The organism is Ideonella livida (assembly GCF_010499455.1).
Taxonomy (GTDB): domain Bacteria; phylum Pseudomonadota; class Gammaproteobacteria; order Burkholderiales; family Burkholderiaceae_C; genus Ideonella; species Ideonella livida.
This window is the reverse complement of the sequence record NZ_JAAGOH010000017.1, coordinates 43,932-66,273: the sequence shown is the minus strand read 5'-3', so window position 1 is coordinate 66,273 and position 22,342 is coordinate 43,932. Positions and strand designations below refer to the sequence as shown.

23 protein-coding genes and 1 pseudogene are annotated in these 22,342 nt (G+C 68.4%); 17 read left to right on the top strand and 7 right to left on the bottom strand.

The genetic code is table 11. The features are described 5' to 3' along the window. Window positions 1-29 precede the first annotated feature (29 nt). Entirely contained in the window at window positions 30-1,010 is a 981-nt protein-coding gene (locus G3A44_RS14525) for an alpha/beta fold hydrolase (RefSeq protein WP_163458253.1), read from the top strand. Here the strand turns inward: G3A44_RS14525 and G3A44_RS14520 are convergent. Continuing rightward, on the bottom strand, window positions 977-1,345 hold the full coding sequence (locus tag G3A44_RS14520) for an antibiotic biosynthesis monooxygenase family protein (RefSeq protein WP_163458252.1): 369 nt from the start codon (window positions 1,343-1,345) through the stop codon (window positions 977-979). The genes G3A44_RS14525 and G3A44_RS14520 overlap by 34 nt on opposite strands. A 183-nt stretch (window positions 1,346-1,528) precedes the next feature. Here G3A44_RS14520 and G3A44_RS14515 point away from each other — a divergent pair, with 183 nt between their 5' ends. After that, window positions 1,529-1,918 carry a nuclear transport factor 2 family protein gene (locus G3A44_RS14515; RefSeq protein WP_163458251.1) on the top strand — a complete coding sequence of 130 codons (390 nt, stop codon included), beginning with the start codon at window positions 1,529-1,531 and terminating at the stop codon, window positions 1,916-1,918. A 49-nt stretch (window positions 1,919-1,967) separates the two neighbouring features. Here the strand turns inward: G3A44_RS14515 and G3A44_RS14510 are convergent, their stop codons facing one another. Next, window positions 1,968-3,455 carry an aminotransferase-like domain-containing protein gene (locus G3A44_RS14510; RefSeq protein ID WP_163458250.1) on the bottom strand — a complete coding sequence of 496 codons (1,488 nt, stop codon included), beginning with the start codon at window positions 3,453-3,455 and terminating at the stop codon, window positions 1,968-1,970. A gap of 112 nt (window positions 3,456-3,567) precedes the next feature. On the opposite strand from G3A44_RS14510, the gene G3A44_RS14505 reads away from it, so the two are divergent. From G3A44_RS14505 to G3A44_RS14485, 5 genes are all read left to right on the top strand, one after another. Beyond that, window positions 3,568-4,167 carry a LysE family translocator gene (locus G3A44_RS14505; protein WP_163458249.1) on the top strand — a complete coding sequence of 200 codons (600 nt, stop codon included), beginning with the start codon at window positions 3,568-3,570 and terminating at the stop codon, window positions 4,165-4,167. Then, on the top strand, window positions 4,167-5,150 hold the full coding sequence (locus tag G3A44_RS14500) for a DMT family transporter (RefSeq protein ID WP_163458248.1): 984 nt from the start codon (window positions 4,167-4,169) through the stop codon (window positions 5,148-5,150). The genes G3A44_RS14505 and G3A44_RS14500 overlap by 1 nt, the downstream gene beginning before the upstream one ends. 2 nt (window positions 5,151-5,152) lie before the next feature. Next, complete coding sequence (locus tag G3A44_RS14495; RefSeq protein WP_163458247.1) at window positions 5,153-6,376, top strand: aminotransferase-like domain-containing protein; 1,224 nt, start codon at window positions 5,153-5,155, stop codon at window positions 6,374-6,376. A 147-nt stretch (window positions 6,377-6,523) separates the two neighbouring features. Next, a complete protein-coding gene (locus G3A44_RS14490; protein WP_163458246.1) occupies window positions 6,524-7,591 on the top strand; it encodes a threonine dehydratase in 1,068 nt (355 codons plus the stop codon). Window positions 7,592-7,697: 106 nt separating this feature from the next. Then, window positions 7,698-8,594, top strand: a complete 897-nt coding sequence (locus G3A44_RS14485) for a PhzF family protein (RefSeq protein WP_163458245.1) — start codon at window positions 7,698-7,700, stop codon at window positions 8,592-8,594. Between the two features lie 135 nt (window positions 8,595-8,729). On the opposite strand, the pseudogene G3A44_RS23595 reads toward G3A44_RS14485, so the two are convergent. Further along, a pseudogene (locus G3A44_RS23595) lies at window positions 8,730-8,907 on the bottom strand (IS481 family transposase); the annotation flags it as partial. Window positions 8,908-9,072: 165 nt separating this feature from the next. On the opposite strand from G3A44_RS23595, the gene leuC reads away from it, so the two are divergent. Then, window positions 9,073-10,488: a 3-isopropylmalate dehydratase large subunit gene (leuC, locus tag G3A44_RS14480; protein WP_163458244.1), complete on the top strand. Its 1,416-nt coding sequence runs from the start codon at window positions 9,073-9,075 to the stop codon at window positions 10,486-10,488. Window positions 10,489-10,491: 3 nt separating this feature from the next. Then, complete coding sequence (leuD, locus tag G3A44_RS14475; protein ID WP_163458243.1) at window positions 10,492-11,112, top strand: 3-isopropylmalate dehydratase small subunit; 621 nt, start codon at window positions 10,492-10,494, stop codon at window positions 11,110-11,112. A gap of 125 nt (window positions 11,113-11,237) precedes the next feature. Here the strand turns inward: leuD and G3A44_RS14470 are convergent, their stop codons facing one another. After that, window positions 11,238-11,918 (bottom strand): GntR family transcriptional regulator, encoded by a 681-nt coding sequence (locus tag G3A44_RS14470; RefSeq protein WP_163458242.1) that lies wholly within the window; start codon window positions 11,916-11,918, stop codon window positions 11,238-11,240. 81 nt (window positions 11,919-11,999) lie between these two features. On the opposite strand from G3A44_RS14470, the gene G3A44_RS14465 reads away from it, so the two are divergent. From G3A44_RS14465 to G3A44_RS14430, 8 genes are all read left to right on the top strand, one after another. Next, a complete protein-coding gene (locus tag G3A44_RS14465; RefSeq protein ID WP_163458241.1) occupies window positions 12,000-13,988 on the top strand; it encodes an aconitase family protein in 1,989 nt (662 codons plus the stop codon). 103 nt (window positions 13,989-14,091) lie between these two features. Continuing rightward, entirely contained in the window at window positions 14,092-14,595 is a 504-nt protein-coding gene (locus tag G3A44_RS14460) for a YbhB/YbcL family Raf kinase inhibitor-like protein (protein ID WP_163458240.1), read from the top strand. 6 nt (window positions 14,596-14,601) lie between these two features. Then, window positions 14,602-15,882, top strand: coding sequence for an HlyD family secretion protein (locus G3A44_RS14455; protein ID WP_163458239.1), 1,281 nt, complete (start codon window positions 14,602-14,604; stop codon window positions 15,880-15,882). 213 nt (window positions 15,883-16,095) lie between these two features. Continuing rightward, complete coding sequence (locus G3A44_RS14450) at window positions 16,096-17,127, top strand: Fe(II)-2OG oxygenase family protein (RefSeq protein ID WP_203561416.1); 1,032 nt, start codon at window positions 16,096-16,098, stop codon at window positions 17,125-17,127. After that, window positions 17,096-17,782 carry an L-threonylcarbamoyladenylate synthase gene (locus G3A44_RS14445; protein ID WP_310734382.1) on the top strand — a complete coding sequence of 229 codons (687 nt, stop codon included), beginning with the start codon at window positions 17,096-17,098 and terminating at the stop codon, window positions 17,780-17,782. Before G3A44_RS14450 ends, G3A44_RS14445 begins: the two co-directional genes overlap by 32 nt. A gap of 34 nt (window positions 17,783-17,816) precedes the next feature. Beyond that, window positions 17,817-19,058 (top strand): MFS transporter, encoded by a 1,242-nt coding sequence (locus tag G3A44_RS14440; RefSeq protein WP_163458237.1) that lies wholly within the window; start codon window positions 17,817-17,819, stop codon window positions 19,056-19,058. Window positions 19,059-19,295: 237 nt separating this feature from the next. Then, window positions 19,296-19,853: a flavodoxin family protein gene (locus G3A44_RS14435; RefSeq protein WP_163458236.1), complete on the top strand. Its 558-nt coding sequence runs from the start codon at window positions 19,296-19,298 to the stop codon at window positions 19,851-19,853. 97 nt (window positions 19,854-19,950) lie between these two features. Further along, on the top strand, window positions 19,951-20,448 hold the full coding sequence (locus G3A44_RS14430; protein WP_163458235.1) for a SixA phosphatase family protein: 498 nt from the start codon (window positions 19,951-19,953) through the stop codon (window positions 20,446-20,448). 30 nt (window positions 20,449-20,478) lie between these two features. On the opposite strand, the gene G3A44_RS14425 is transcribed toward G3A44_RS14430, so the two are convergent. From G3A44_RS14425 to G3A44_RS14415, 3 genes are all read right to left on the bottom strand, one after another. Continuing rightward, window positions 20,479-20,733 (bottom strand): acyl-CoA-binding protein, encoded by a 255-nt coding sequence (locus tag G3A44_RS14425; protein WP_163458234.1) that lies wholly within the window; start codon window positions 20,731-20,733, stop codon window positions 20,479-20,481. 125 nt (window positions 20,734-20,858) lie between these two features. Further along, entirely contained in the window at window positions 20,859-21,158 is a 300-nt protein-coding gene (locus tag G3A44_RS14420; protein WP_163458233.1) for a polyhydroxyalkanoic acid system family protein, read from the bottom strand. Window positions 21,159-21,187: 29 nt separating this feature from the next. Beyond that, complete coding sequence (locus G3A44_RS14415) at window positions 21,188-22,339, bottom strand: aminopeptidase (RefSeq protein WP_163458232.1); 1,152 nt, start codon at window positions 22,337-22,339, stop codon at window positions 21,188-21,190. Window positions 22,340-22,342 lie beyond the last annotated feature (3 nt).

Here is a 22,342-nt window from a genome sequence, read left to right as displayed (position 1 = left end):
CCGCGCGGGCCCCGAGAAAATCGGCGCCCATGACTGCCGCCGACGCTGACGCCGCCTACACCCCGCGCCGCCCCGCCCGCCACCTGCAAGTGGACGTGCGCCAGCACTGGCGCTACCACCTGCGTGCCTGGGGCGACACCCGCCTCGTCACCCCCGAGCGGCCCGCCCTGGTGCTGTGCCATGGCTACATGGACGTGGGCGCCTCCTTCCAGTTCCTGGTGGACGCGCTGCACACGCTGGAAGGCGAACACCGCTACATCCTGGCGGTGGACTGGCGCGGCTACGGCCTGACCGAAGGCCCGCCCACCGACCACTACTGGTTCAACGACTACCTGGGTGACCTGGACGCCCTGCTGCGTCACCCCGAACTGGGCCTGAACGCCGGCACCCAGCCCGTGGACCTGCTGGGCCACAGCATGGGCGGCAATGTGGTGATGCACTACGCCGGCCTGCGCCCCACCCACATCCGCCGCCTCATCAACCTGGAAGGCTTTGGCATGCCCGCCCTGCCGGCCGACCAGGCCCCCACCCGCCTGGCCCAATGGCTGGACGACCTGGCCACCCCCCAGGCCCTGCGCCCACACGACAGCGCCGCCAGCGTGGCCCGCCGCCTGCGCCTGAACAACCCGCGTCTGCCCGCCGACAAGGCCGACTGGCTGGCCACCCACTGGGCCCGCCCCGCCCAAGACGGCCAGTGGCACATCCTGGGCGACGCCGCCCACAAGCGCGTGCACGGCCAACCCTACCGGGTGGAAGAAGTGCTGGCCTGCTGGCGCCGCATCACCGCCCCGCTGCTGTGGGTGGAGGGCGACCTGACCGAGATGGACCAGTGGTGGAAGGGCCGCTACACCCGCGAAGAGTTTGGCCAACGCCTGGCCCAGGCCCGCCACGGCCAAGGCGCCAGCCGGCAGGTGCGGCTCAGCCCCGCCGGCCACATGCTGCACCACGACCAGCCCGAAGCGCTGGCCCAAGCCCTTCAGGCGTTCTTGGACGGGTCCGCCCCGGCCTGAGGGGTCAGGCCGGACGGCAAACCCGTGGGCAGACCGGACAAGGAACGGTCCCCATAGCGCCGCAGCACCTGCGAAATGATCACCTCGTAGCCGTCCAGCCAACGCCCCTGCGCCGCCTTGGCCTGCAGGTGCAGCGGGTGCTGCATCAAGGCCTGCAGCGCCTCCAGCGTCTCCCAGTAATACACATTGCACACCCGCCCGCTGCCCGGCTGCGCCCAGGTCTCCTCGCCCAAGTAACCCGGCAGCGACTTGGCCACCTGGGCAATCGCCTGGTCCAGGCGGTGGAACTCATCATCAAACGTGCCGGGGATGAAGAGGAAGGTGGCGCTGTACATGGCGGGGGCGGCGGTGTGGCGAACGAAGTCTGGAAATGACCGGCAAAGGCGACCAAGGCGACGGAGGGGCCGCGGGTCGAACTTTACGGTCTTGGCACAGCCAGCCTGCCTACCCAGAATGCTTTGCGCCCGCGCTGGCTGGGCCGGCCCAGTTGGCCGCTCCTTCTTCACGTCCCCATCTTCATGCCCCAGTACACCTCACCCGCCGTCGTGGTGCAACGCCAACTCGACGCCTACAACGCCAAGAACCTGGAGGCCTGGCTGGACTGCTATGCCGAAGACGCCAAGCAGTTTGAGCTGGGCGGCGCCCTGCTGGCCGAAGGCCATGCGCAGATCCGAGCCCGCACGGCCCCCCGGTTCCTGGAGCCCCACCTGCACGCCCATCTGCTGCGCCGCGAGGTGATGGGGCATGTGGTCATCGACCATGAGGATGTCACCCGCTCCTTCCCCGAAGGCCCCGGCAGCATCGAGCTGGTGTGCGTCTACGTGGTGGAGCGCGGCAAGATCCAGAGCGCGTCATTCGCGTTTGGACCGCCGACCTTGCATCCAGTCAGCGGCGCGATCCAGGCCTGAGGCTCCGGGGCCCACGGCCCCTCAGCTCGCCCGCGGGCGCGCGACCTCCTCACCCCCTGGCCCCATCAAACGCCGCCCAGAACCGCGCCTCCTGGCTGGTGGCGAAGTTGATGCGCATCAGCGTGCTGGCGCGGCGGGTGGCGTGAAACAGGTGGCCGGGGGCGGTGAGCCAACCGGCGTCGTGCAGGCGCAGGGCCAGTCGTTCGGTGTCTTCACCGGTATCCACCCAGCCGAACAGGCCGGCGGGCGGGGTGACGAAGCGACAGCCGTGGGCTTCGGCCAGGCGCACGGCGCGCGGACGGGCAGCGTCCAGGCGCTGAACCACGCGCTCGGCGTGGCGGCGCAGGCTGCCTTGCTCCAGGCAGTGGGCCACGGCTTGCTCCAGCAGCGAAGGCGTGGTCAGGCCGCCCAGCATCTTCACGTCCACCAGGCGGTCCACCAGGGCGGGGGGCGCGGCCAGGTAACCCACGCGCCAGTTGGGGGTGAGGATCTTGGCGAAGCCTGACACGTACAGGGTGCGCTGCAGGCCGTCCAGCGCGGTCAGGCGCGGCAGGTGGGCGGGGGCCAGGTGGGCGTAGGTGTCGTCTTCCACCACCCGAAAGTCGTGCGCTTCAGCCAGCTTGAGCACCTGGTGCGCGGCGCCCAGGCTCAGCGAGTTGCCGGTGGGGTTGTGCAGCACCGAGACGGTGACGTAGAGCTTGGGCCGGTGCTCACGCGCCAAGGTGGCCATCACGGCCAGGTCGGGCCCGTCCAGGCCACGGGGCACGGGCAGCAGGCGCATGCCCAGCTGGGTGAGGCGGGCAAACTCCACCGTCCAGCCAGGGTCGTCCACCAGCACCGCGTCACCGGGCTGCAGCAGGGCGCGGGCGATGATGTCCAGCGCATGGGTGGCGCCGTTGGCGGTGACGATCTGCGCCGGGTTGGCGCGCACGCCGCACTCGGCCATCTTCACGGCCAGGGCTTCGCGCAGGCGCGGGTCGCCGGAGGGGTGACCGTAGCTGAGCGCCGCATCGCCCTGGGCGAGCACCTTGCGCACGGCGGCTTGCAGCAGGGGCAGGTCCAGCCAATCGGCCGGCAGGGTGCCCAGGCCGGGGGCCGGCAGGTCATTGCGGCCATGGAACATGCTGCGGATCAGGCCGGCGGCGTCCAGCGGCGCACTGCCGCCGGCACCGGGGCCGCCCGCGGCCACGCTACCGGCCACGGGCACCGCAGCGCCCGGCCCGGCCCCCCCCTGCGCGCCCCGCACAAAAAAGCCGCGCTGGCGCCGCGCCTCCACCAGGCCCTGGGCCAGCAGTTGGTCGTAGGCGGCCACCACGGTGGCCGGGCTCACGCCTTGGCGGCGGGCGGCCTCGCGCACGCTGGGCAGGCGGGCGCCGGGGGCCAGCAGGCGCTGGCGGATGCGTTCGGCCAGCTGCTGGGCCAACTGCTCGGCCAAGGTGGTGCCGGCACCCCGGCTCAGGGCCAGCGGCGCCTGGGCCAGGGCCGGGCCGGCCGACGAGGTCGGTGAGAGGGCCAAAGGGGCGTCCAGCGCGGGCATGTTCAGGGTTCTCCTGGGGTTCTGTGCTGTTGCCGCAGGCAATACAGATTCAGATGCTGCACCGCACAACTGTATTGGTGGTGTATTGCCCGCAAATCCTACACTGGCTCGTATGCCCTGGTCCGACTACCTTGCCCTGCTGGCGCTGCTGACGGCCATGTCCTTCACGCCCGGCCCCAACACCATGCTCTCCACCGCGCTGGCCGCCAACCGTGGCCTGAAGGTGGCGCTGGGGTTTGCCTTGGCGGTGCCGGTGGGCTGGTGTGCGCTGATGCTGGCCTGCGCGCTGGGGGTGGGCACGCTGGTGCAGGCGGTGCCGGCGCTGCGCCTGGCCGTCAAATGGGGCGGCCTGGCTTACCTGCTGTGGCTGGCCTGGCAGTTGGCGCAGGCGCAGTCCCTGAAAGATGCGGATCCGACTCGGCTGCGCATCGGGTTCTGGCAAGGGGCCGCCTTGCAGTGGGTGAACATCAAGGCGTGGATGGCGGCGCTGCTGGTGGCCGCCGGCTGGGTGGCGCCGGGCCCACTGGGCGAGCGCCTGCTGGTGGTGCTGCCCACCATGACGGTGTTTGCCTTCTGCAGCAACGCCACGTATGCGGTGGTGGGCGCCACGCTGCGGCCGTGGTTGGCCCAAGGCGGGCGGCTGCTGGCGTTCAACCGCGGCATGGCGGGCGTGCTGCTGGCCACCACCGTCTGGATGGGCTGGAGCACCTGATGCGCACGCACTCGCCAGACTACGCCCCAAGCCCGACCCCACCGGCCGGCCCCACGCCCGCCCAGGCCCGCCTGGGGCTGTGGCTGGGCGCCTTGGGCGTGCTGATCTTTGCGATGACCTTCCCCATGACCCGCTTGGCCGTGGGCCCCATGACCGACCCGCAACTGCCGCCCGCCTTTGTCACGGCCGGCCGCGCCGCCGGGGCGGGCGTGCTGAGCCTGGGCTGGCTGCTGTGGCTGCGCGCGCCGTGGCCGCAGCGGCACCAGTGGACCACGCTGGCCGTGAGTGCGCTGGGCACGGTGGTGGGCTTCCCGCTGGGGCTGGCCTTGGCGCTGCGGGAGGTGCCGGCCATGCACGCCGCGGTGGTCACGGGGATCTTGCCGCTGGCCACGGCGGCGCTGGCCGCCTGGGTGCTGCGCCAGCGCGCTTCGCTGGGTTTCTGGGCCTGTGCGGTGGCGGGCTGCCTGCTGGTGCTGGTCTTTGCTTGGCGGGCCGGCGGCGGCCACTGGGTGGCGGCCGATGGCTGGCTGCTGCTGGCCGTGGCCGGCGCGGCCGTGGGCTATGTGGCCGGGGCGCGGCTCTCGGCCCAGATGCCGGCACAACAAGTGATTTGCTGGGTGCTGGTGCTGAGCCTGCCGCTCACCGTCCCCGTCACATGGGCCGTGTGGCCCACGCGGTCAGCCAGCGCCGCCGCCTGGGGCGGCATGGCCTACGTCACCGTGTTTTCCATGTGGCTGGGCTTTTTTGCCTGGTACCGCGGCCTGGCCCTGGGCGGCACCCTGCGCGTGAGCCAGGTGCAGCTGATCCAACCCTTCTTGGCCCTGCTGCTCGCCGTGCCCGTGCTGGGCGAGCCGCTGCGGGGCGAGACCCTGTTCTTCTCGGTGGCCGTGATGGCCGTGGTGCTGGTGGGCAAGCGCATGCCCACCAGCACGGCCCACCCGAGCCCGACTTCTCCTGTGACCCCCACGCCTTCGGAGCGCTGACCATGAGCCCCACCGCCCCCTCGCCCTTCACCCTGGCCGGCCGCGCCGCGCGGATGAACCCGTCGGTCATCCGAGAGATCCTCAAGGTCACCGAGCGGCCGGGCATCCTCTCGCTGGCGGGCGGCTTGCCCGCGCCGGAGAGCTTCCCCATCGACGCCATGCGCGAAGCCACGGCCCGCGTGCTGGCCGACACCCCGCGTGAGGCCCTGCAGTACGCCGCCAGCGAAGGCTTTGCCCCGCTGCGCGAGTGGGTGGCCGCCCACCTGGGGCGCCAGGGCATGACGGTCTCGCCCGGCCAGGTGCTCATCACCACCGGCTCACAGCAGGGCCTGGACCTGGTGGCCAAGATCCTGGTGGACGCCGGCGCCCCCGTGGCGGTGGAAACGCCCACCTACCTCGGTGCGCTACAGGCCTTCAGCCCCTTTGAGCCGCTGTTCCACAGCGTGGCCAGCGATGACCACGGGCCCCTGCCCGACGCCATCCGCGCCGTGCCGCACGACGCCCCGGGCTGCCGCTTCCTCTACGTGCTGCCCAACTTCCAAAACCCCACCGGCCGGCTGATGCCCGAGGAACGCCGCCAGGCCGTGGTGGCCGCCGCCCAGGCCGCCCGCCTGCCGCTGGTGGAAGACAACCCCTACGGCGACCTGTGGTTTGACGCCCCGCCGCCCGCGCCGCTGGCCGCCCGTTGGCCCGAGGGCACGATCTACCTGGGCAGCTTCTCCAAGGTGCTGGCGCCCGGCCTGCGCCTGGGCTACCTGGTGGCCCCGCCGGCGCTCTACCCCAAGCTGCTGCAGGCCAAGCAGGCCGCTGACCTGCACACCCCTGGCTTCAACCAGCGCGTGGTGCACGAGGTCATCAAGAACGGCTTTCTGGACCAGCATGTGCCCACCGTGCAGGCCCGCTACCGCGCCCAGCGCGACGCCATGGCCCAGGCCCTGGCCCGCCACCTGCCCGCCGGCAGCGAATGGCAGGCCCCCAGCGGCGGCATGTTCTTCTGGGCCCGCCTGCCCGCCGGCTGCAATGCACGCGCCCTGCTGCCGGCCGCCGTAGAAGCCGGCGTGGCCTATGTGCCGGGCGAGGCCTTCTACGCCCACGGGGGTGACCCGCGCACCATCCGCCTGAGCTTCGTTACGCTGAGCGTGGCCGAGATCGAACAAGCCGTGGCCACTCTGGGCGCGGTGCTGCGCCACCACCTGCAGGAAGACCTGCAGCCGCCGGCGCCCTGATCGGCCTAGTCAGCCTGATCGGCCCACCCCACGCGGGGCGCTGAGCCGCCCCGCCCCCGCCGCCCCTCTCACTGCCCCTGCACTGCCGGCCCGCCCGGCGGTGGGGCCAGCCTCGCCCTGCGCCGCCCTTTTTTAATCCGCACCGCCATGACCACTGACACCTCCTTTTTCGCCTCCGCCCCAACGGCGGCCCCCAGCCTCGCCAATTTGCGCGCCGCTGCCGACACCGTGCACGCCGTGCTGCCACCCACGCCGCAGTACCGCTGGCCTTTGTTGGAACAGGCACTGCCCGCCGGCGCCGCGCTGTGGGTCAAGCATGAAAACCACACCCCGCTGGGTGCGTTCAAGGTGCGTGGGGGCCTGGTGTACGTACAACGCCAAATGGCACGCTGGGCGGCCGCGGGTGAAGCGCCCCGCGGACTGGTGAGCGCCACGCGGGGCAACCACGGCCAATCGCTGGCGTTTGCGGCCGGCCGCCACGGCCTGCCCGTCACCATCTTTGTGCCCCAAGGCAACAGCCGCGAGAAGAACGCCGCCATGCGCGCGCTGGGGGCCGAGCTGGTGGAAGCCGGCCAAGACTTTCAGGCCGCCGTAGAGGCCGCCGTGGCCTTTGCTGCCCACACCGGCGCCCACATGGTGCCCAGCTTCCACGGCGATCTGGTGGCCGGTGTGGCCAGCTATGCGCTGGAGCTGTTCACCGCCCAGCCTGACTTGCAGCGGGTCTACGTGCCGATCGGCATGGGATCCGGGGCCGCCGGCTTGGTGGCTGCGCGTGACGCGCTGGGGCTGTCCACCGAGATCATTGGCGTGGTCAGCACCGGCGCCCCGGCCTTTGCGCGGGCCTTTGAGACCGGCCTGCCCCTGCCCGCCGAGGTGAGCACCGTGCTGGCCGACGGCATGGCCTGCCGCACCCCGCACCCCGAAGCCCTGGCCCGCCTGCGCGCCGGCTTGGCCCGGGTGGTGAGCGTGAGCGACGAGGAAGTGGCGCAGGCCATCCGCTGGGTGTTCGAGAGCACCCACAACGTGGCCGAAGGCGCTGGCGCCGCCGCGCTGGCCGCCGTGCGCCAGGAGGCCGCCCAACTGCAGGGACTGCGGGTGGCCGCCATCCTCAGCGGTGGCAACATCGACCGGCCGTTGCTGGCCCAGGTGTTGGCCGATGCGCCTGCTGGTGCGCCTGCTGATGCGCCGTCTCCGGCACCGGCCCTGCCGCGCTGACGGCCACCTTTGCAGCGGCTGAACGAGCCCGCTCTTTCCCGCTCTTTCCCGCTCTTCCCGCTCCTCCCGCCCTTTCATCCCTTCGCCACAGCCCACCCCACCCCCCATGCCCACCCTGCGCCGCTTCTCCCAGCTGGATGTCTTCACCGCCACGCCCCTGCGCGGCAACCCGCTCGCCGTGGTCCACGATGCCGATGGCCTGAGCACGGCCGAGATGGCCGCCTTCGCCCGCTGGACCCACCTGAGCGAAACCACCTTTCTGCTCTCGCCCACCCAGCCCGGCGCAGACTACCGGGTGCGCATCTTCACGCCGCATGAGGAATTTCCCTTTGCTGGCCACCCCACGCTGGGCAGCTGCCGCGCCTGGCTGGCGGCCGGCGGCCTGCCGGGCAAGCCCGGCGTGGTGGTGCAGGAATGCGGCGCCGGCCTGATCCGCATCCGCCGTACACCGGCTCCGGGCGCCAAGCCCGGCGCAGGCGACCGCCTGGCCTTTGCCGCCCCGCCCTGCACCCGCACCGGCCCACTGGACGACGCGCTGCTGGCGCAGATCGCCACGGCCCTGCGCCTGGCGCCAGCCGACCTGCTGGGCCACCAATGGGCGGACAACGGCCCCGGCTGGGCGGCAGTGCGTCTGGCCAGCGGCGCCCAGGTGCGCGCCCTGCAACCCGATTGGGACGCCCTGCGCGGCCTGAAGCTGGGCGTGGTGGCGCCGTGGCACGACGGTGAGGCCGGTGCCCCGGCCGACGCCCAGTTTGAAGTGCGCGCCCTGGTGGGTGGCCCGCTGGACGGCGAAGGTCAGGGCTTTGAAGACCCGGTCACCGGCAGCCTCAACGCCAGCCTGGGCCAATGGCTCATCGGCGCCGGCCTGGCCCCCACCCGCTACACCGCCGCCCAAGGCCATGCCCTGGGCCGCGACGGCCGCGTGCATTTGGAACAAGACGGCGACACCCTGTGGGTGGGTGGCGACGTGGCCGCCTGCATCAGCGGCACGGTGAGCCTGTGATCTGAGGGGTGATCCGCACGGCGACTGCACTGTCAGGCCCCGGATGATTCCAAATTGACTTTTGGAATCCTTCGGGAGAGGAGCGGCGCCATCGCATGAGCGCCTGCACCGGGGTCTCAGGGTCCGGGCGGCCGTTGAAGCAAACAGGCGGTCGGTGAACGCCTTGCCGTTGTCCGTCAGCAGCGTGCGGATGCGAAACGGCGCGGCCTTGGCCAGCGCGTTCAAGAAGCCCGCACAGCCGCCACCGCCTAGTGGCCCTTGAGGCCATGAACACCCAGCGTGTGGCCCGGTTGATGGCCACGAAGACATGACGCCCGCGGGCTGGTCCGGCACCGGCTGGCCGGAGTGGCCCCGCCGCTGGTCCTTGCGCGCCGGGCGAGAGACCCCGCCCCTCAAGAACAGAAGCGCAGACGGGTGCGCCCCACATCATCTACAATCCTTATACGTATACACATAAATATTTCTTGAGGACGCGATGATGAAAGAAGCTACGCCACGGACCTTGTACGACAAGATCTGGGACTCCCATGTCTTGCACAACTTCTCCGACGGCACTGCCCTGCTGTATATCGATCAACACCTGGTCCACGAAGTGACCACGCCGCAACCCTTTGACGGATTGCGCGGCGCAGGGCGGAAGGTGCGCCGGCTGGACGCCACGCTGGGGGTCGCGGACCACGACATCCCCACGACACCAGGCCGCACCGACGATGTCGAAGACCCGGAGGCGAAGCTGCAGCTCTCGCTGATGCGAAAGAACACCCGTGAGTTCGGCGTGACCTACTTCGGCTATGAAGATCCACGCCAGGGCATCGTGCACGTCGTCGGCCCGGAGCAGGGCTTAACCCAGCCCGGCATGACCATCGTGTGCGGCGACAGCCACACATCCACCCACGGTGCCTTCGGCGCTTATGCGGTGGGCATCGGCACGTCGGAGGTGGAGCATGTGCTGGCGACGCAGACCTTGATCCAGAAGCGCTCCAGAAACATGCGGATCACCTGCCACGGCCTCCTTCGCCCCGGGGTGACAGCCAAAGACCTCGTCCTGGCCATCATCGGCCGCATCGGAACCGCGGGCGCGACCGGACACGTCATCGAGTTCGCCGGCTCCGCGGTGCGCGCCTTGTCGATGGAAGGCCGCATGACCATGTCCAACATGGCGATCGAAGCAGGCGCCAGGGCGGGTCTCATCGCGCCGGACGACACCACTTTTGACTACATCAAGGGACGGCCTGGCGCACCCAAGGCGCACCACTGGGAGCAGGCGCTCGCGTATTGGAAGACGCTGCCGTCGGATCCGGGCGCCGTGTACGACACAGAGGTGGAGATCGATGCTTCTGAAGTCGCCCCCATGGTGACGTGGGGCACCAGCCCCCAGGACGTCGTGCAGGTGACGGACGTGGTGCCGGATCCCGCAGCCGCCAAGGACGATGTCTCGCGTCAGGCCGCCATGGCTGCGCTGGAGTACATGGGGCTGCAGGCCGGCCAGAAGATGTCGGATATCAAGATCGACAAGGTGTTCATCGGCTCGTGCACCAACAGCCGGATCGAGGACCTGCGAGAGGTGGCAAGGCTCGTCGAAGGGCGGCGCGTCGCGCCCCACGTCCAAGCGCTGGTCGTGCCGGGATCCGGACTGGTCAAGCGGCAGGCCGAAGAAGAAGGCGTGGCGCAGATCCTGATCGATGCCGGCTTCGAGTGGCGCGAACCGGGCTGCTCGATGTGCATTGCCATGAACCCCGACCGCCTCCAGCCCGAGGAGCGCTGCGCCTCCACGTCCAACCGCAATTTCGTCGGACGCCAGGGCCCCCGTGGCCGCACCCATCTCGTCAGCCCGGCCATGGCCGGCGCGGCAGCCATCGCCGGCCGTTTCGTCGACATCAGAAACTGGAAGTAAACCGTGGAAAAGTTCACCACCATCCAAGGGTACGCGGCACCCATGCCGATTCCCAACATCAACACCGACATGATCACCCCCAAGTACATGCTGAAGTGGGTGACCAAGACCGGCCTCAGCTGGGGCCTGTTCCGCGAATACCGAATCCTCGACGACGGCTCGGAAAACCCGGACTTCGTGTTGAATCAGGCTCCCTGGCGGGAGGCAAAACTCATTGTCGCGCTGGAGAACTTCGGCTGCGGCTCCTCCCGCGAACATGCGCCCTGGGCACTCTACGACTTCGGGATCCGCAGCATCATCGCGCCCTCATTCGCGGACATCTTCTACAACAACTGCTTCAAGAATGGGCTGCTGCCGGTGATCCTGACCGATGACGAAGTGGGCCAGGTGATGCAGGAAGCCAAGGCGGGACGTCAGGTCACCGTCGACCTGCCTTCGCAGAGGGTGTCGCTGGAGGACGGCCGCCAATTCGCGTTCGAGGTCACCGAGTTCCGCAAATACTGCTTGCTGAACGGCCTGGACGACATCGGCATCACCCTGGAGCAGGCGACCAAGATCAGCGAGTTCGAGCGCACACAGCAGACGCGCCAGCCTTGGCTGTACGACCGGGCTTCACTGGTCTGAGACGACGCCCTCGCCGACATCGCCCCCCCAAGGGGGCGCCGCGCGGTGTCCGCCTGACACCCGCATGGGCACCCCGCACAAACCTTGACCACCGCCGCACACGGATCCCGGCGGCTTGGTGCCCATCAAAGCTGGTGGATATTCAGATCAGCGAGTATCTGCCCCAGCGTCTCCGTCCAGGAGTCCCGATGGGCACTGTGGATCTCACGTGCCAGGGCCGGCCTCTTCTGCCGTATCGCGTCCACCAAGGCACCGTGGTCCTTCACTGAATTGACGGGCTTGTCCCGCAGTCGCAGCGCGAACAACCGCACCCGATGCGACTGCGCGAACATCAACTTGGCGGCCCGCGCCAGACGCTTGTTGCCGCACAGATCCACCAAGCGGGCATGGAACAGCTCATCGGCGTCCGCCCAGGCCTGGAGGTCGTCGTTCTTCAGCGCCGCATCCATGCGGTCGATGCACTCCTGCAGCGCATCCACTTCCAGCCCGTTGGGGTCCTTCTCGGCCAGCAACTCCGCCGCGACCGTCTCGAGCGGGGACAGGACCTGATAGATCTCGCGCACGTCCTGCACGGTGATCGGCGTCACCCGGTACCCGTGCCGACGCACCGCATACACCAGCCCCTCGACCTCCAACCTCGCCAGCGCCGCGCGCACAGGCGTGCGGCTGACATGCATTTCCGCCGCGACCTCTTCCTCCAACAGCTGGCTGCCGCCGGGAAGCAGGTTGTTGATGATCTTGTGCTGCAACGCGTTGTAAACAACATCGCTGGCTGTTGCCTGAGGGGGTTTCTTGAGCTTGCCCATGGCTGATTCTAACGTATCATCACCCCCATACCTTTACGTATACATATAGCGATACGAAAGCCGATACATACTGAGTCGCCCATGCCGAACACCCCCTCTGTCACCTTCGAAGGACGCATCCTTTTCCTCTGCGACGACCCCGCCCGCATCACCCGGCAGTTGGAGGGCGGCGACTTCACACTGGAGCAGGCCGGCACCTTGCGGGACAACGTGTCCACCGACGAGATCACGCCGACGACCGTCATGACGGTCTATGACGACCGCCTGGGCGAGTTTCCTTACGTCGGTTATCAGGCCGGCGGCGTCATGCCGATCGGCAAAGGCGCCGTGCGCCAGGGCGGCTTTGCGGTCGTCGTTGGAGGCAAGCGCTACGGCAAGGGGTCCTCGCGGGAGAACAGCCCGATGGCGGAGTTGAGCGCGGGCATCCAGTTGGTCATCGCCGAAAGCTTCGAGCGCATCTATCGGCAGAACGCGCACAACGTGGGGCTCCTCACCTCGACCGATCTGGGGCTGGTGGCGCGCATCCAGCGGGGAGAGGCCATCGCGCTGAGCGAGTTCACGGAAGGCCACGACGAACTCACACAACGGATCATTCGCGCAGGTGGTCTGCTTGCGCTCTCCAAGGAGAACTTCCGAGGCCAGGCCGCACGGCCGGCCCCCGCGGGGAGCGACCGCCCTCTCAGCCTCGTGCACAAGATCATCAACCGCCATCTGGTCAGCGCGCCCTGGCTGGCCGAGGATGCACAGCCGCCCAAGGTGGGCGACGGCATCTTCCTGAAGACGGACTGGCGCTTCTCGCACGAATACTTCACCGGGATGGCCGCGCACCTGATGCACGACGCCTTCGGCAAGCCAGCCCCGCTGCACGACCCGGCCACCATCATCGCGTTCCAGGATCACCTCACCTACGTCACGCGCAGCCCGGTGCACCAGAAGATGGGCCTGGTGGAGGGCGTGCGCGGCTTGGCAGACGGACACGACCATTTCGTCAGGGACTACGGCGTCATCGGCCACGGCGCGATGCCGGGCACCTTGGGGTCGGAAGGCATTTGCCACGCCATGATGGCCGAGCGCTATGTCCTTCCCGGGCAGGTGGCGGTCGGCACCGACTCGCACACCCCGCATTCTGGCGCGCTGGGCGCGCTGTGCTTCGGTGCGGGCGCCACGGACATGGCCAATGCCTGGGTGACGGGGCTCGTGCGGTGCAAGCACCCAGCGGTCTGCCGCGTCGAGCTCAAAGGAGAACTCCAGCCGGGCGTGCACGCCAAGGACGTGGTGCTGGAACTCCTGCGCTCACCCTTCATTGCGGAGGGCGGCGGCATCGGCATGGTGTTCGAGTACACCGGACCCGCGGTCGAGCGCATGTCGGTGGACGACCGCGCCACGCTCACCAACATGGTGGCGGAACTCGGTGGTTTCACCGGCATCGTGGCGCCCGATGAGCAGACGGTCATGTTCCTCAAGGAACGCCGCGGCGTGGACTTCGAGTTGGAGCCGTGGATGAAGAGCGACGCGGGCGCGGTGTACCAGCACACGATCTCGATCGACTGCTCCGCCATCGAGCCGATGTTCGCGGCGCCCGGTGATCCGGGCAACGGCATGCCATTCAGCAGGATCGGCCGAGCGGTGCCCATCGACATAGCCTACGGCGGCTCCTGCACCGCTGGCAAGCGCGCCGATTTCGACGAGTACCTGGCGGTTTTCGCGTGGGGATTGAAACATGGGCTCAAGGTGCAGCCGAACGTCTCCCTCTATCTGCAGTTCGGCACCCAGGACGTGAAGCGCTATTGCGAAGAACGCGACATGCTGGCCGTGTTCGAACAGGCCGGAGCCGAGATGCTGATGCCCGGTTGCGGCGCCTGCGCCAACTGCGGACCGGGATCCTCCACATCGGCCGACCAGGTGACGGTGAGCGCGATCAACCGCAACTTCCCCGGACGTTCGGGACCAGGCCAGGTGTGGCTCGCGAGTCCGGCCAGCGTCGCGGCCAGCGCGTTGGCAGGCGAGCTCATCACGTTCTCGGCGTTGCAGAGCCGGGTCGAGAAGGGAGCGCCGGCCACGGCAGATTGATTCACCGTATTCAAACGATGTACCGCCTCGCGCCCATCAGCGAGCGGAGGGACATACGCGCCAGCCACATGGCACACCCATTGGCGGCAACACAGGGCTGCAGATGACCAACTTCACGATCACATCGCCTGACTTCAAGGAGCAGGCAGAACTGAGCAAGACGCACGAGTTCAACGGCTTCGACGGTGAGGGCCACAACCGCTCGCCCGCGCTGCAGTGGCAAGGGGCGCCGGCCAACACGCGCAGCTTCGCGCTCACCATGTACGACCCGGATGCCCAGACAGGCAGCGGCTTCTGGCATTGGGTGCTGTACGACATTCCCGCCGAAGCGAGGCAGCTCGCGCAAGGCGTCGGCTCTGTTGACGTGTCGGCGCTGACCGGTATCGGCCTCCAGGCAGAAAACGACTTCGGTGCCACGGGCTACGGCGGACCCTGCCCTCCGAAGGGCGCCGCGGCGCACCGCTACCTCTTCACCTTGCACGCCCTGGGCGTGCCCTCGCTGGGGCTGAGCCCGGGTCGTGGCGTCACCAATGCCATCGTTCGCTTCATGATCCACCAGAACACTCTGGCGACCGCGACGCTGACCGGTCAATACGGACGGCCGTGAGTGGGCATGTTGAACACTTGGCGTGAGCGCCTGCAAAGCCGAAAAGGCGGCGTCATGCTTGCATGCGGGGCGGTCACTTGCATCGTGGCCGGGACGCTGGTCTACCGCGAGACGCGGCAGATCACCACGCAAGCATTCATCAATGCACCGGTGATCACCTTGCGTGCGCCCATTCCAGGTCGCACCCAACTTGAAGACGGCTTGCGGGTGGGCCGGCGCATCGCCAAGGGAGAACAACTAGGCGCCGTGGTGGGCGACACCGAGAATCCGCGGATATCGGAACTCACCGGCAACATCGCCGAGCTGGTCTCGCAACGCGCGGCGCGCCAAGCAGAAATCGAGGCCATCGACGTCCAGCTGGCGCATCGCCGCAAGGAGATGGCGGAGCAGCAGCAGCGGGCGAGTGTCCAGCAGACGGTGGATGTACAGGGTGCGCGCGCGAGTCTGGCGCTGGCGGTCGCCGAGTTCGAACGTGCCAATACCGCGCTCGGCGAGTCCAGGAGCAAGGTCGAGCGTTACGACTCCCTGCGTACCTCGGGCTTCATCAGCGTCGCCGCCTATGACACCGCCAAGGCCGAGGAAGACATGGCGCGTGCTGCGCAGCGCGCCTCGAAGGAGGCCGTGCAGCGTGCGGAGACGGTCCTGACGGGGGCGCGCCAAGGCGTGCAGCTCGATGGTTCGAGAGGCCTGCCTTACGCCGTGACGCGCAGCCAGGAGATCGCTCAATCGATTGCCGATCTCACCGCGAGGAAAGGCCAGCTGGACATGCAGATCCAGGCCATCGTCGCGGAAGCCGCCGTGCTGCAACGGGAGCTGGACAAGCAGACAAGCGCGAGGCTGACGTCGCCGGTGCAGGGCGCGATCTGGAGCATTGACGCGAACAGTGGCAACGCGGTGACCCGTCAAGGTGCCGTGCTGCAACTGGTGAACTGCGAAGACCGTTGGGTGGAAGCCTTCTTCAGCGAGAAGGACGCCGCTCGCATGGCAGCGGGCACACGGGTCAAGGTGCGCTCGTATTACGACGCCGGTCACGAATGGGACGGCGAAGTGATCAGCGTCCGATACGGGACGGGACGCGTGACCGTCGGGCAGTACGTGGTGGACCCGCCACCGGAGGTCATGCGCCGTCAATTACCGGTCCGCGTCGCCACCGCGCGCATCCAGGTGGAATGGGGGCCAGAGGAACGGAGCGCGCCCCTGTGCAATGTGGGGCGCAGCGTGGAAGTGCTGCCCAGCGACGGCACCAGGACCTCTGCTTCGCTGGATCCGCGGCCCACCACACCCTGAAGTTTGGACCGGGCCCCCTTGCCGGTCTCCTCGCCAAGAAGTCTTTCGACGGCCGTCGCGGCCGACGCGCGACTTTTCAAATCGGGGCAAAAGGTTTTCTGGCGCGCCCCCGGCGCATGGTGATTCGATTTTCATCGACATCGACAGGGTCGCCATGCATTTCAAAAATTGCCACCACTCAATGTCAATCTAAACTTAAGGAGTAGAAAGATCATGCAACCGTTCCTGCATCTGAGCGAACACGACAAAGAAGCCCTGACATCGACCTTCCTGAAACTGTCCACCAATCCCTACAGCGAATATTTGGCATTCAAGGAGGAGATTTCTCACCTGGCCACATCGAGCGCGCTACCCGATGCCCTGACCAGCGCATGTGAGCGCATCCTGGTCGCCCGCGAAACAGGTGGTGAAGCAGCTTACCTGCTGCGCAATTGCCCGCTCGACCCCGAGGTGCCTGTGTTCGACCAGGACGATCCCGTGACAGACAAGTACCGCCAGAAGCGGACCTTCGTCGCCGAGGGCTTCCTGGCTTTGTTCGCCGAATTGACCGGCTCGCCGCTGCTGGCGTACTCGACCCGAAACAACGGCGACTTCTTCCACGACGTCTATGCGCACAACCGCTACCGCAACACGCAAACGCAGAAGACCGACGGCGAGCTCTACTTCCACAACGACCGCACGGCGCATCCCGTCCGCGCCGACTACCTGGCCCTGCTTGGCATGCGCTCTGATCCGCGCAACCTGATCTACACGGGATACATCGACGGCCGCGATATCCTGAGACTGCTCCCCGCCCATTGCCAAGAAGCGCTCCGTCAACCGCTGTTCCACACGCCCTACGACGAGTACTCACGCGACTCCAACACCTTGCAGGTGGACTCCAAGCCACATACGGTGCTGGAGGAGTCGCACTGCTTCCGCTATTACGACACGCGGACGCGGCCGCTGCCCGCGGCACCGGTCGAAGCCTGGGACGCGATGCTCGCGCTGAAGGATGCGCTGGTGCGCACCACCCGGCAACGCGTGCGCCTGGGCGTGGGCGATCTGTTTTCCTTCCCCAATCAGGCGGGACTACACAACCGCGAAATCTTGGAACTGAGCTATCCGGTGCAAGCCCGGCGCCGCTGGCTTCTGAAGACCTACAGCTTCCGCAGCCCCGAATACATGCGCCGCTTCCGGGAAGCGTTCACAACGGGTGTGGACGGCTTCGTCTATGACCACGTCGAATCGGCCTTTGCGGCCTGACCCCGAGTCACCCCAACTTCGGCCACACCACATGACCCCATCGATGACTCGGGCAGCCACAGCCTGCGATCCGACAACAGCCGCACGGCGCTTGAAGCAGGGCGGTGTCGCCTTGCTGCCGACCGACACCAACTACGCCCTCGGCTGCCTGCCTCAGGACGAGGCGGTATGCGCACGGCTCTACGACATCAAGCAGCGCCCGGCCGAAAAGCCACTGACACTGTTCGTGCGCGACGCCGCGGAGGGCATGGCCTATGCCGACCTGTCGCCCGAGGAGGAAGTGCTCTTCAAGGATCTGGCCGCGCGTTTCTGGCCTGGGCCCCTGAACTTGATCGTGAGCGCCGGCCCCAAGGCGCCCAAGCACAAGTACTTCGACGCCCGGACGATCTCGCTGGTCTGCAACCGCAACAGCGCGCTGCGGGCATTGCTGGATGCGGTGGACGGGCCGCTTGCCATGACGTCGGCGAACATCTCGGGCACGACCGTCGATGGGCTGGTGTCCGCCGCGCTGGCGGCCGAACTGTTCGGTGACAGGATCGAGGTGTTCGTGCCGCCGGTGGACTCCGATGCGGGAACCACACAGTCCAGCACCATCGTGTCGCTGGTGGGCGGCCGCCTCGAGGTGGTCCGCCAAGGTGACGTCGTGGTGCAGTGAAGCAACGTCAGCCGCGCCAGCCGCCCGCGAAGCCATGAACCGAAATGTCCGTCTCTTTATGGCCTACCGGGTGATCTCGCGGCTGTACTTCCATCTTCCCGTGCTGTTCCTGCTGTTCTGGTCCCTGCGAACGGAGTACAGCACCGTGACGCTGCTGCTGGCGACTTACAGCGGCGCATCCACACTGGCTGCAGACCTTGCGCCGCGGCTGAGCCGCGTCATGACGGCGATGCGCCTGGTGCTGCTTGGCGAATGCATGAAGTCGCTCGGTCTGGTCGTACTGATCATCGGCACGCTGCCGGGAGAGGTGTCGCTGCCCACGCTGTTTCTGGGGCAGGTGATCGGCGGCACGGGGTTCGCCCTCGCGCTTGCGGCGGATGGCGGCCTGCTGCGCATCGCCGCCCCGGGTGCGGACGCCAAGACGCTGGGACACATCCAGGGCCGCACGCAAAGCATGATGTTCATCGCCACGCTGGTGGCGGGCTTCATCGGTGGCGTGTTGTTCGATCACGAGATGCACTGGGCGTTCTACGCCGGCATCGCGGCATCCGTCGTATCGATGATCGCGGTGCTGTTCATCTCAGCGCCGCCGACGCCAGCCGCCCCGGCATCGCGTCCGTCTGGCGTCACGCAGCCGTCCACCCCACCGCCACCCTTCACGCTTTCGCGCAATCAGACCACCTGGGTGGGCTTCTACGCGATCACGCGCGGGTTCGCGCTCGCCCCCTTCATCGGCCTACTGCCTCTGCACTTCGCGCTTCAGAACGTGGATCCCTACCTCTTTGGCATCGTGCTGGGGCTCTTCACCCTAGGCGGGTTCGTGGTCGCGCTGTGGGGCTCGCCGGTCATCGCCTGGCTGGGACCGCAGGCAGGGGTATGGATCACGTTCAGCGGCATCGCCGGTTCGCTCGCGCTGTTCGCGGCCTCGGACAGGCTTCAGGACTGGGGCATCGTCGACATCTTCTCGACCTCGCTCATCGGCATCTCGCTGCTCGGCATCGCCGCAGGTGCCATCCGATCGGTGGTGACAACGCGGATGGACCTCCAGCACCTCACCATGCCGCAACGCATCACGGTGTTCGCACGCATGGAACGCCTGTTCGGCTATCTCAGCGCCTTCCTGCTGATCTGTTTTGGCGAGCTGGTCGAGCGCTTCAGCATCACGGTCACGTTCGCGTTCACCGCGCTGGCCTTGCTGGGGGTGCTCGCCGCCAGCGCGGCCTGGCTGGTGCTGACGGACTCGGCCGAGCCGTCGAGCGCTCCGCAAGCCAGGTGATGCCCCAGACCGCGACAGCGTTGCGACGGACTCGGGATGGCTTTGCAGACCTCACCAAGACCATTGCGAAACTGAAGTCAGGGATGTTTGACGGGGCACGGCCGCCCTGTCGGCCTCAGGACGACGTACAGCCCTGGCGAGTGGGACAAGCGCCCTTGTGGCGAACGCCGTCAGAATGAACCGGCGTCGCACGCTGCGTGCACAACGCTGATCACCTCTCGGCAAAGTCATCACCTCATGAGTTCCACCCGTCACGTCCTGTTCCTTGTCAGCAACAGCCGCGAGCCCGGCCAGCTGGGCAACACCGAAACGCTGGCGCGGCGCGCTGCGGCGGCGCTGCCCGAAGGCTCCGTGCAGACCTGGCTGCACCTGTCGCAGCTGGACATTCCGCCCTTTGTGGATGTGCGCCACACCCAGGGCCACTACGCCGCGCCCGAGGGCGACCTGAAGCGCGTGCTGGACGCCCTGCTGGCGGCCACCGATGTGGTGGCCGTGGCCCCGGTGTACTGGTTCAGCCTGCCCGCCCCGCTCAAGGGGGTGCTGGACCACTGGAGCGGCTTCCTGCGCGTGCCAGGCCTGGACTTCAAGGCCCGCATGAGCGGCAAACGCCTGTGGGCCGTGTCCACCAACGGCAGCCGCGCCAAGGCGCAGCCGATGTTTGACAGCCTGGCGATGTGCGCCGAGTTCATGGGCATGCGCTGGATGCCGCCGCTGTGGGGCCAGGGCGGCGCGCCGGGGGCGGTGCTGGCCGACACGACGGCGCTGCAGGCGGCCGACGACTGGCTGCTGGGCTGAAAGCGGCCACCGCCCGGCCCCACCGGGCCGGCCGTCATGTCCGGTTCATCCTCGCGGCCTAGACTGGGGCGGCCCTTGCTGCCCCTGACACACGACGATGGACCTGATCCTGTGGCGCCATGCCGATGCCGAAGACCTGCCCGAAGGTGGCCGAGACTTGGACCGTGGCCTGACGCCCAAGGGCGAGAAGCAGGCCCGGCGCGTGGCCGAATGGCTCAACCGCTTCCTGCCCGAAGGCACGCGGGTGCTGGCCAGCCCGGCGCTGCGGGCGCAGCAGACCGTGGCGCCGCTGGCGCGACGGGTCAAGACACTGGAGGCGCTGGGGCCCGAGGCCACGGTGGAGAGCCTGCTGGCCGCCGTGCGCTGGCCGGAGGCCAAGGAGCCGGTGCTGGTGGTGGGCCACCAGCCCACCTTGGGTCTGGCCGCCGCCTACCTGATGATCGGGCCGCAGCTGGCCGGGATGGCCGGCCCCTCGCAAGACCTGCTGCGGCCGTGGTCCATCAAGAAGGGCAGCGTGTGGTGGTTGCGCTACCGCCCGCGGGAAGAACGCGGCGAGGTGGTGCTGGTGGCCGTACGCTCGGCCGACCAGATGTGAGCCCGGGCCTACGGCCCGGCGGCACACGGCTCACTTGAGCGACTCGATCAGGTCGATGTAGAGCTGCTGGGCTTCGGCCGGTGCGGTGCCTTGCAGGGCCGACCAGGCATCGAACTTGGCGCGGCCGACGAAATCGGCAAAACCGGGGCGCTCGCCCTGGACGTCGCCCTCGCTGCCCTGCTTGTAGAGGGCGTAGATGCGCAGCAGCGTCATGTTGTCAGGACGCTCGGGCAGCTGCTTGCTGTCGGCCACGGCCTGCAGGAATCGGGAGTTCAGGTCGCTCATGATGGGGAGGCGGATGGCCTCGCAAGGAAACGGGGTGGCCGATCGTATCGACCGACCCGCCCCCTTGCTGTCACCCAAGTGTCGCCCTAGGGGCGGACTGTGGATTTTTGCTGTCCCCCCGGCCCTCAGAGCCGGCCCTTGGCGATCAGCTTGTCCAGGCCCTGCCCCACCTCGTCCTGGGCACGCTTGGCAAAGGGCTTGAACAGCAGGCCGAGCTTGGCGGAGATGTCGATGAAGTCCTCGCCCATGAGCACCACGCCCTGCACGCCACTGCGCTTGAACTCGATGGCGGGGCAGCCGTTGACCTGGGTGGTGGTGCAGGTGACGTCGAACTTCTGCTCGGCCATGCGGGCCCAGGCCTGGCCCTGTTCCAGGCACCAGGCCTGGCCGCGGTTGTGGGATCGGCGAACGGAAATGTCGGACATGGGCGATACGAAAGGAGTGGTGGAGGGCGTCAAGCGCCGGCATGGGGATCGGCAGGGCCGTGGCCGCAGGCCGCCAGCCCGGCTTGACGGGCCGACGCCGGCAGGCGCGCCAGCTGTCGGACGCGATCATAGAAGGCGGACCAGTCCCCTCCCAGCTCCCGGTGGCAGGCGATGAAGCGGTCCACCTGGTCCAGGTAGGCCCCCTGCAGGGCCAAGGTGGCGTTGTTGACACGGGCAAAGTAAGCGTCGTAGCCGGCAAAGCCCGCCCAGGGGCCGTCGCGCAAGACGCGGTAGTCGGCCTGCAGCCGGGCGAACTCGGCGGCCTTGGCTTCACGCAGTCGCTCGGCGGGCAGTCCGCTGGCGTAGAGGACCTGCAGCCGGGCCCGCGCGCCGCGGGTGAGCGCGGTGAAGGCGGCCCGCCGGGCCTGAGACTGGGCAAAACGGGCGGCCAGGCCCGCCTCCTGCCGGTGGTCGATCCAGGCGGAGATGCCCAGCTGTTCCACCGCCGTGGCGAAGGATTCATTGAACGCGGTGTCGTCCTGCGCATAGGCCACCTGATGGGCCAGCTCATGGAAGATCAGCCGCGCCAGCTCGTGCTCGGGCCAGCGGATGAACGTGGACAGCAGCGGATCTCCCCCCAGCCATTCCAGTTTGCCCAGGGTGGAATAGGCCGGCACCGGGTAGACCGTGACCTCCAGCCCCTGGGCGCGCAGGCCGGCGGCCTCGGCCTCGGCATCGGCCAAGGCGTAATAGCCGCGGTAGCCGATGCAGCCGGTGACGGGGAAGCACCAGGTGTGCAGCTTGAGCGAAAGCTCCGACGTGGCGGCCACGTTCCACACGGCTGCGGGCCGGTCCAGCGCGGCATAGCGGCGGTAGCTACCGTTGTCGGGCAGTTGCAGGGCGCTGACGGCAAAGTCGCGCAGGCGCTGGCTCAGGGCCAGCTGGGCCTTGAGGGTGTCGTCGCTGCGGGCATCGGCCAGCACCTCGGGGACCGGGCGGGCAGCCGCCATCAGGCTCAAGTGGCCGCCGACCGACTGGCCCAGGTAAGCCACCGTGCTGCAGCCGCTGGCCAGCACGGCCAGGCCGACCGCCAGCACCGCCCCCCCAACGGCCAGCCCCCAGCGGCGCCCGGGCCCTCCACGCCAGGCACGCCACGCCGGCGGCAGCTCCCGAGGTGCCATGGC

Coding starts and splice junctions, on each gene's coding strand:
- G3A44_RS14435 (WP_163458236.1), top strand. CDS start 19,296: ATGAGTTCCACCCGTCACGTCCTGTTCCTTGTCAGCAACAGCCGCGAG.
- G3A44_RS14510 (WP_163458250.1), bottom strand. CDS start 3,455: ATGCCCGCGCTGGACGCCCCTTTGGCCCTCTCACCGACCTCGTCGGCC.
- G3A44_RS14470 (WP_163458242.1), bottom strand. CDS start 11,918: ATGGGCAAGCTCAAGAAACCCCCTCAGGCAACAGCCAGCGATGTTGTT.
- G3A44_RS14495 (WP_163458247.1), top strand. CDS start 5,153: ATGAGCCCCACCGCCCCCTCGCCCTTCACCCTGGCCGGCCGCGCCGCG.
- G3A44_RS14485 (WP_163458245.1), top strand. CDS start 7,698: ATGCCCACCCTGCGCCGCTTCTCCCAGCTGGATGTCTTCACCGCCACG.
- G3A44_RS14455 (WP_163458239.1), top strand. CDS start 14,602: ATGTTGAACACTTGGCGTGAGCGCCTGCAAAGCCGAAAAGGCGGCGTC.
- G3A44_RS14420 (WP_163458233.1), bottom strand. CDS start 21,158: ATGTCCGACATTTCCGTTCGCCGATCCCACAACCGCGGCCAGGCCTGG.
- leuC (WP_163458244.1), top strand. CDS start 9,073: ATGAAAGAAGCTACGCCACGGACCTTGTACGACAAGATCTGGGACTCC.
- G3A44_RS14450 (WP_203561416.1), top strand. CDS start 16,096: ATGCAACCGTTCCTGCATCTGAGCGAACACGACAAAGAAGCCCTGACA.
- G3A44_RS14415 (WP_163458232.1), bottom strand. CDS start 22,339: ATGGCACCTCGGGAGCTGCCGCCGGCGTGGCGTGCCTGGCGTGGAGGG.
- G3A44_RS14520 (WP_163458252.1), bottom strand. CDS start 1,345: ATGTACAGCGCCACCTTCCTCTTCATCCCCGGCACGTTTGATGATGAG.
- G3A44_RS14465 (WP_163458241.1), top strand. CDS start 12,000: ATGCCGAACACCCCCTCTGTCACCTTCGAAGGACGCATCCTTTTCCTC.
- G3A44_RS14525 (WP_163458253.1), top strand. CDS start 30: ATGACTGCCGCCGACGCTGACGCCGCCTACACCCCGCGCCGCCCCGCC.
- G3A44_RS14515 (WP_163458251.1), top strand. CDS start 1,529: ATGCCCCAGTACACCTCACCCGCCGTCGTGGTGCAACGCCAACTCGAC.
- G3A44_RS14460 (WP_163458240.1), top strand. CDS start 14,092: ATGACCAACTTCACGATCACATCGCCTGACTTCAAGGAGCAGGCAGAA.
- G3A44_RS14500 (WP_163458248.1), top strand. CDS start 4,167: ATGCGCACGCACTCGCCAGACTACGCCCCAAGCCCGACCCCACCGGCC.
- G3A44_RS14505 (WP_163458249.1), top strand. CDS start 3,568: ATGCCCTGGTCCGACTACCTTGCCCTGCTGGCGCTGCTGACGGCCATG.
- G3A44_RS14440 (WP_163458237.1), top strand. CDS start 17,817: ATGAACCGAAATGTCCGTCTCTTTATGGCCTACCGGGTGATCTCGCGG.
- G3A44_RS14425 (WP_163458234.1), bottom strand. CDS start 20,733: ATGAGCGACCTGAACTCCCGATTCCTGCAGGCCGTGGCCGACAGCAAG.
- G3A44_RS14490 (WP_163458246.1), top strand. CDS start 6,524: ATGACCACTGACACCTCCTTTTTCGCCTCCGCCCCAACGGCGGCCCCC.
- G3A44_RS14445 (WP_310734382.1), top strand. CDS start 17,096: ATGACCACGTCGAATCGGCCTTTGCGGCCTGACCCCGAGTCACCCCAA.
- G3A44_RS14430 (WP_163458235.1), top strand. CDS start 19,951: ATGGACCTGATCCTGTGGCGCCATGCCGATGCCGAAGACCTGCCCGAA.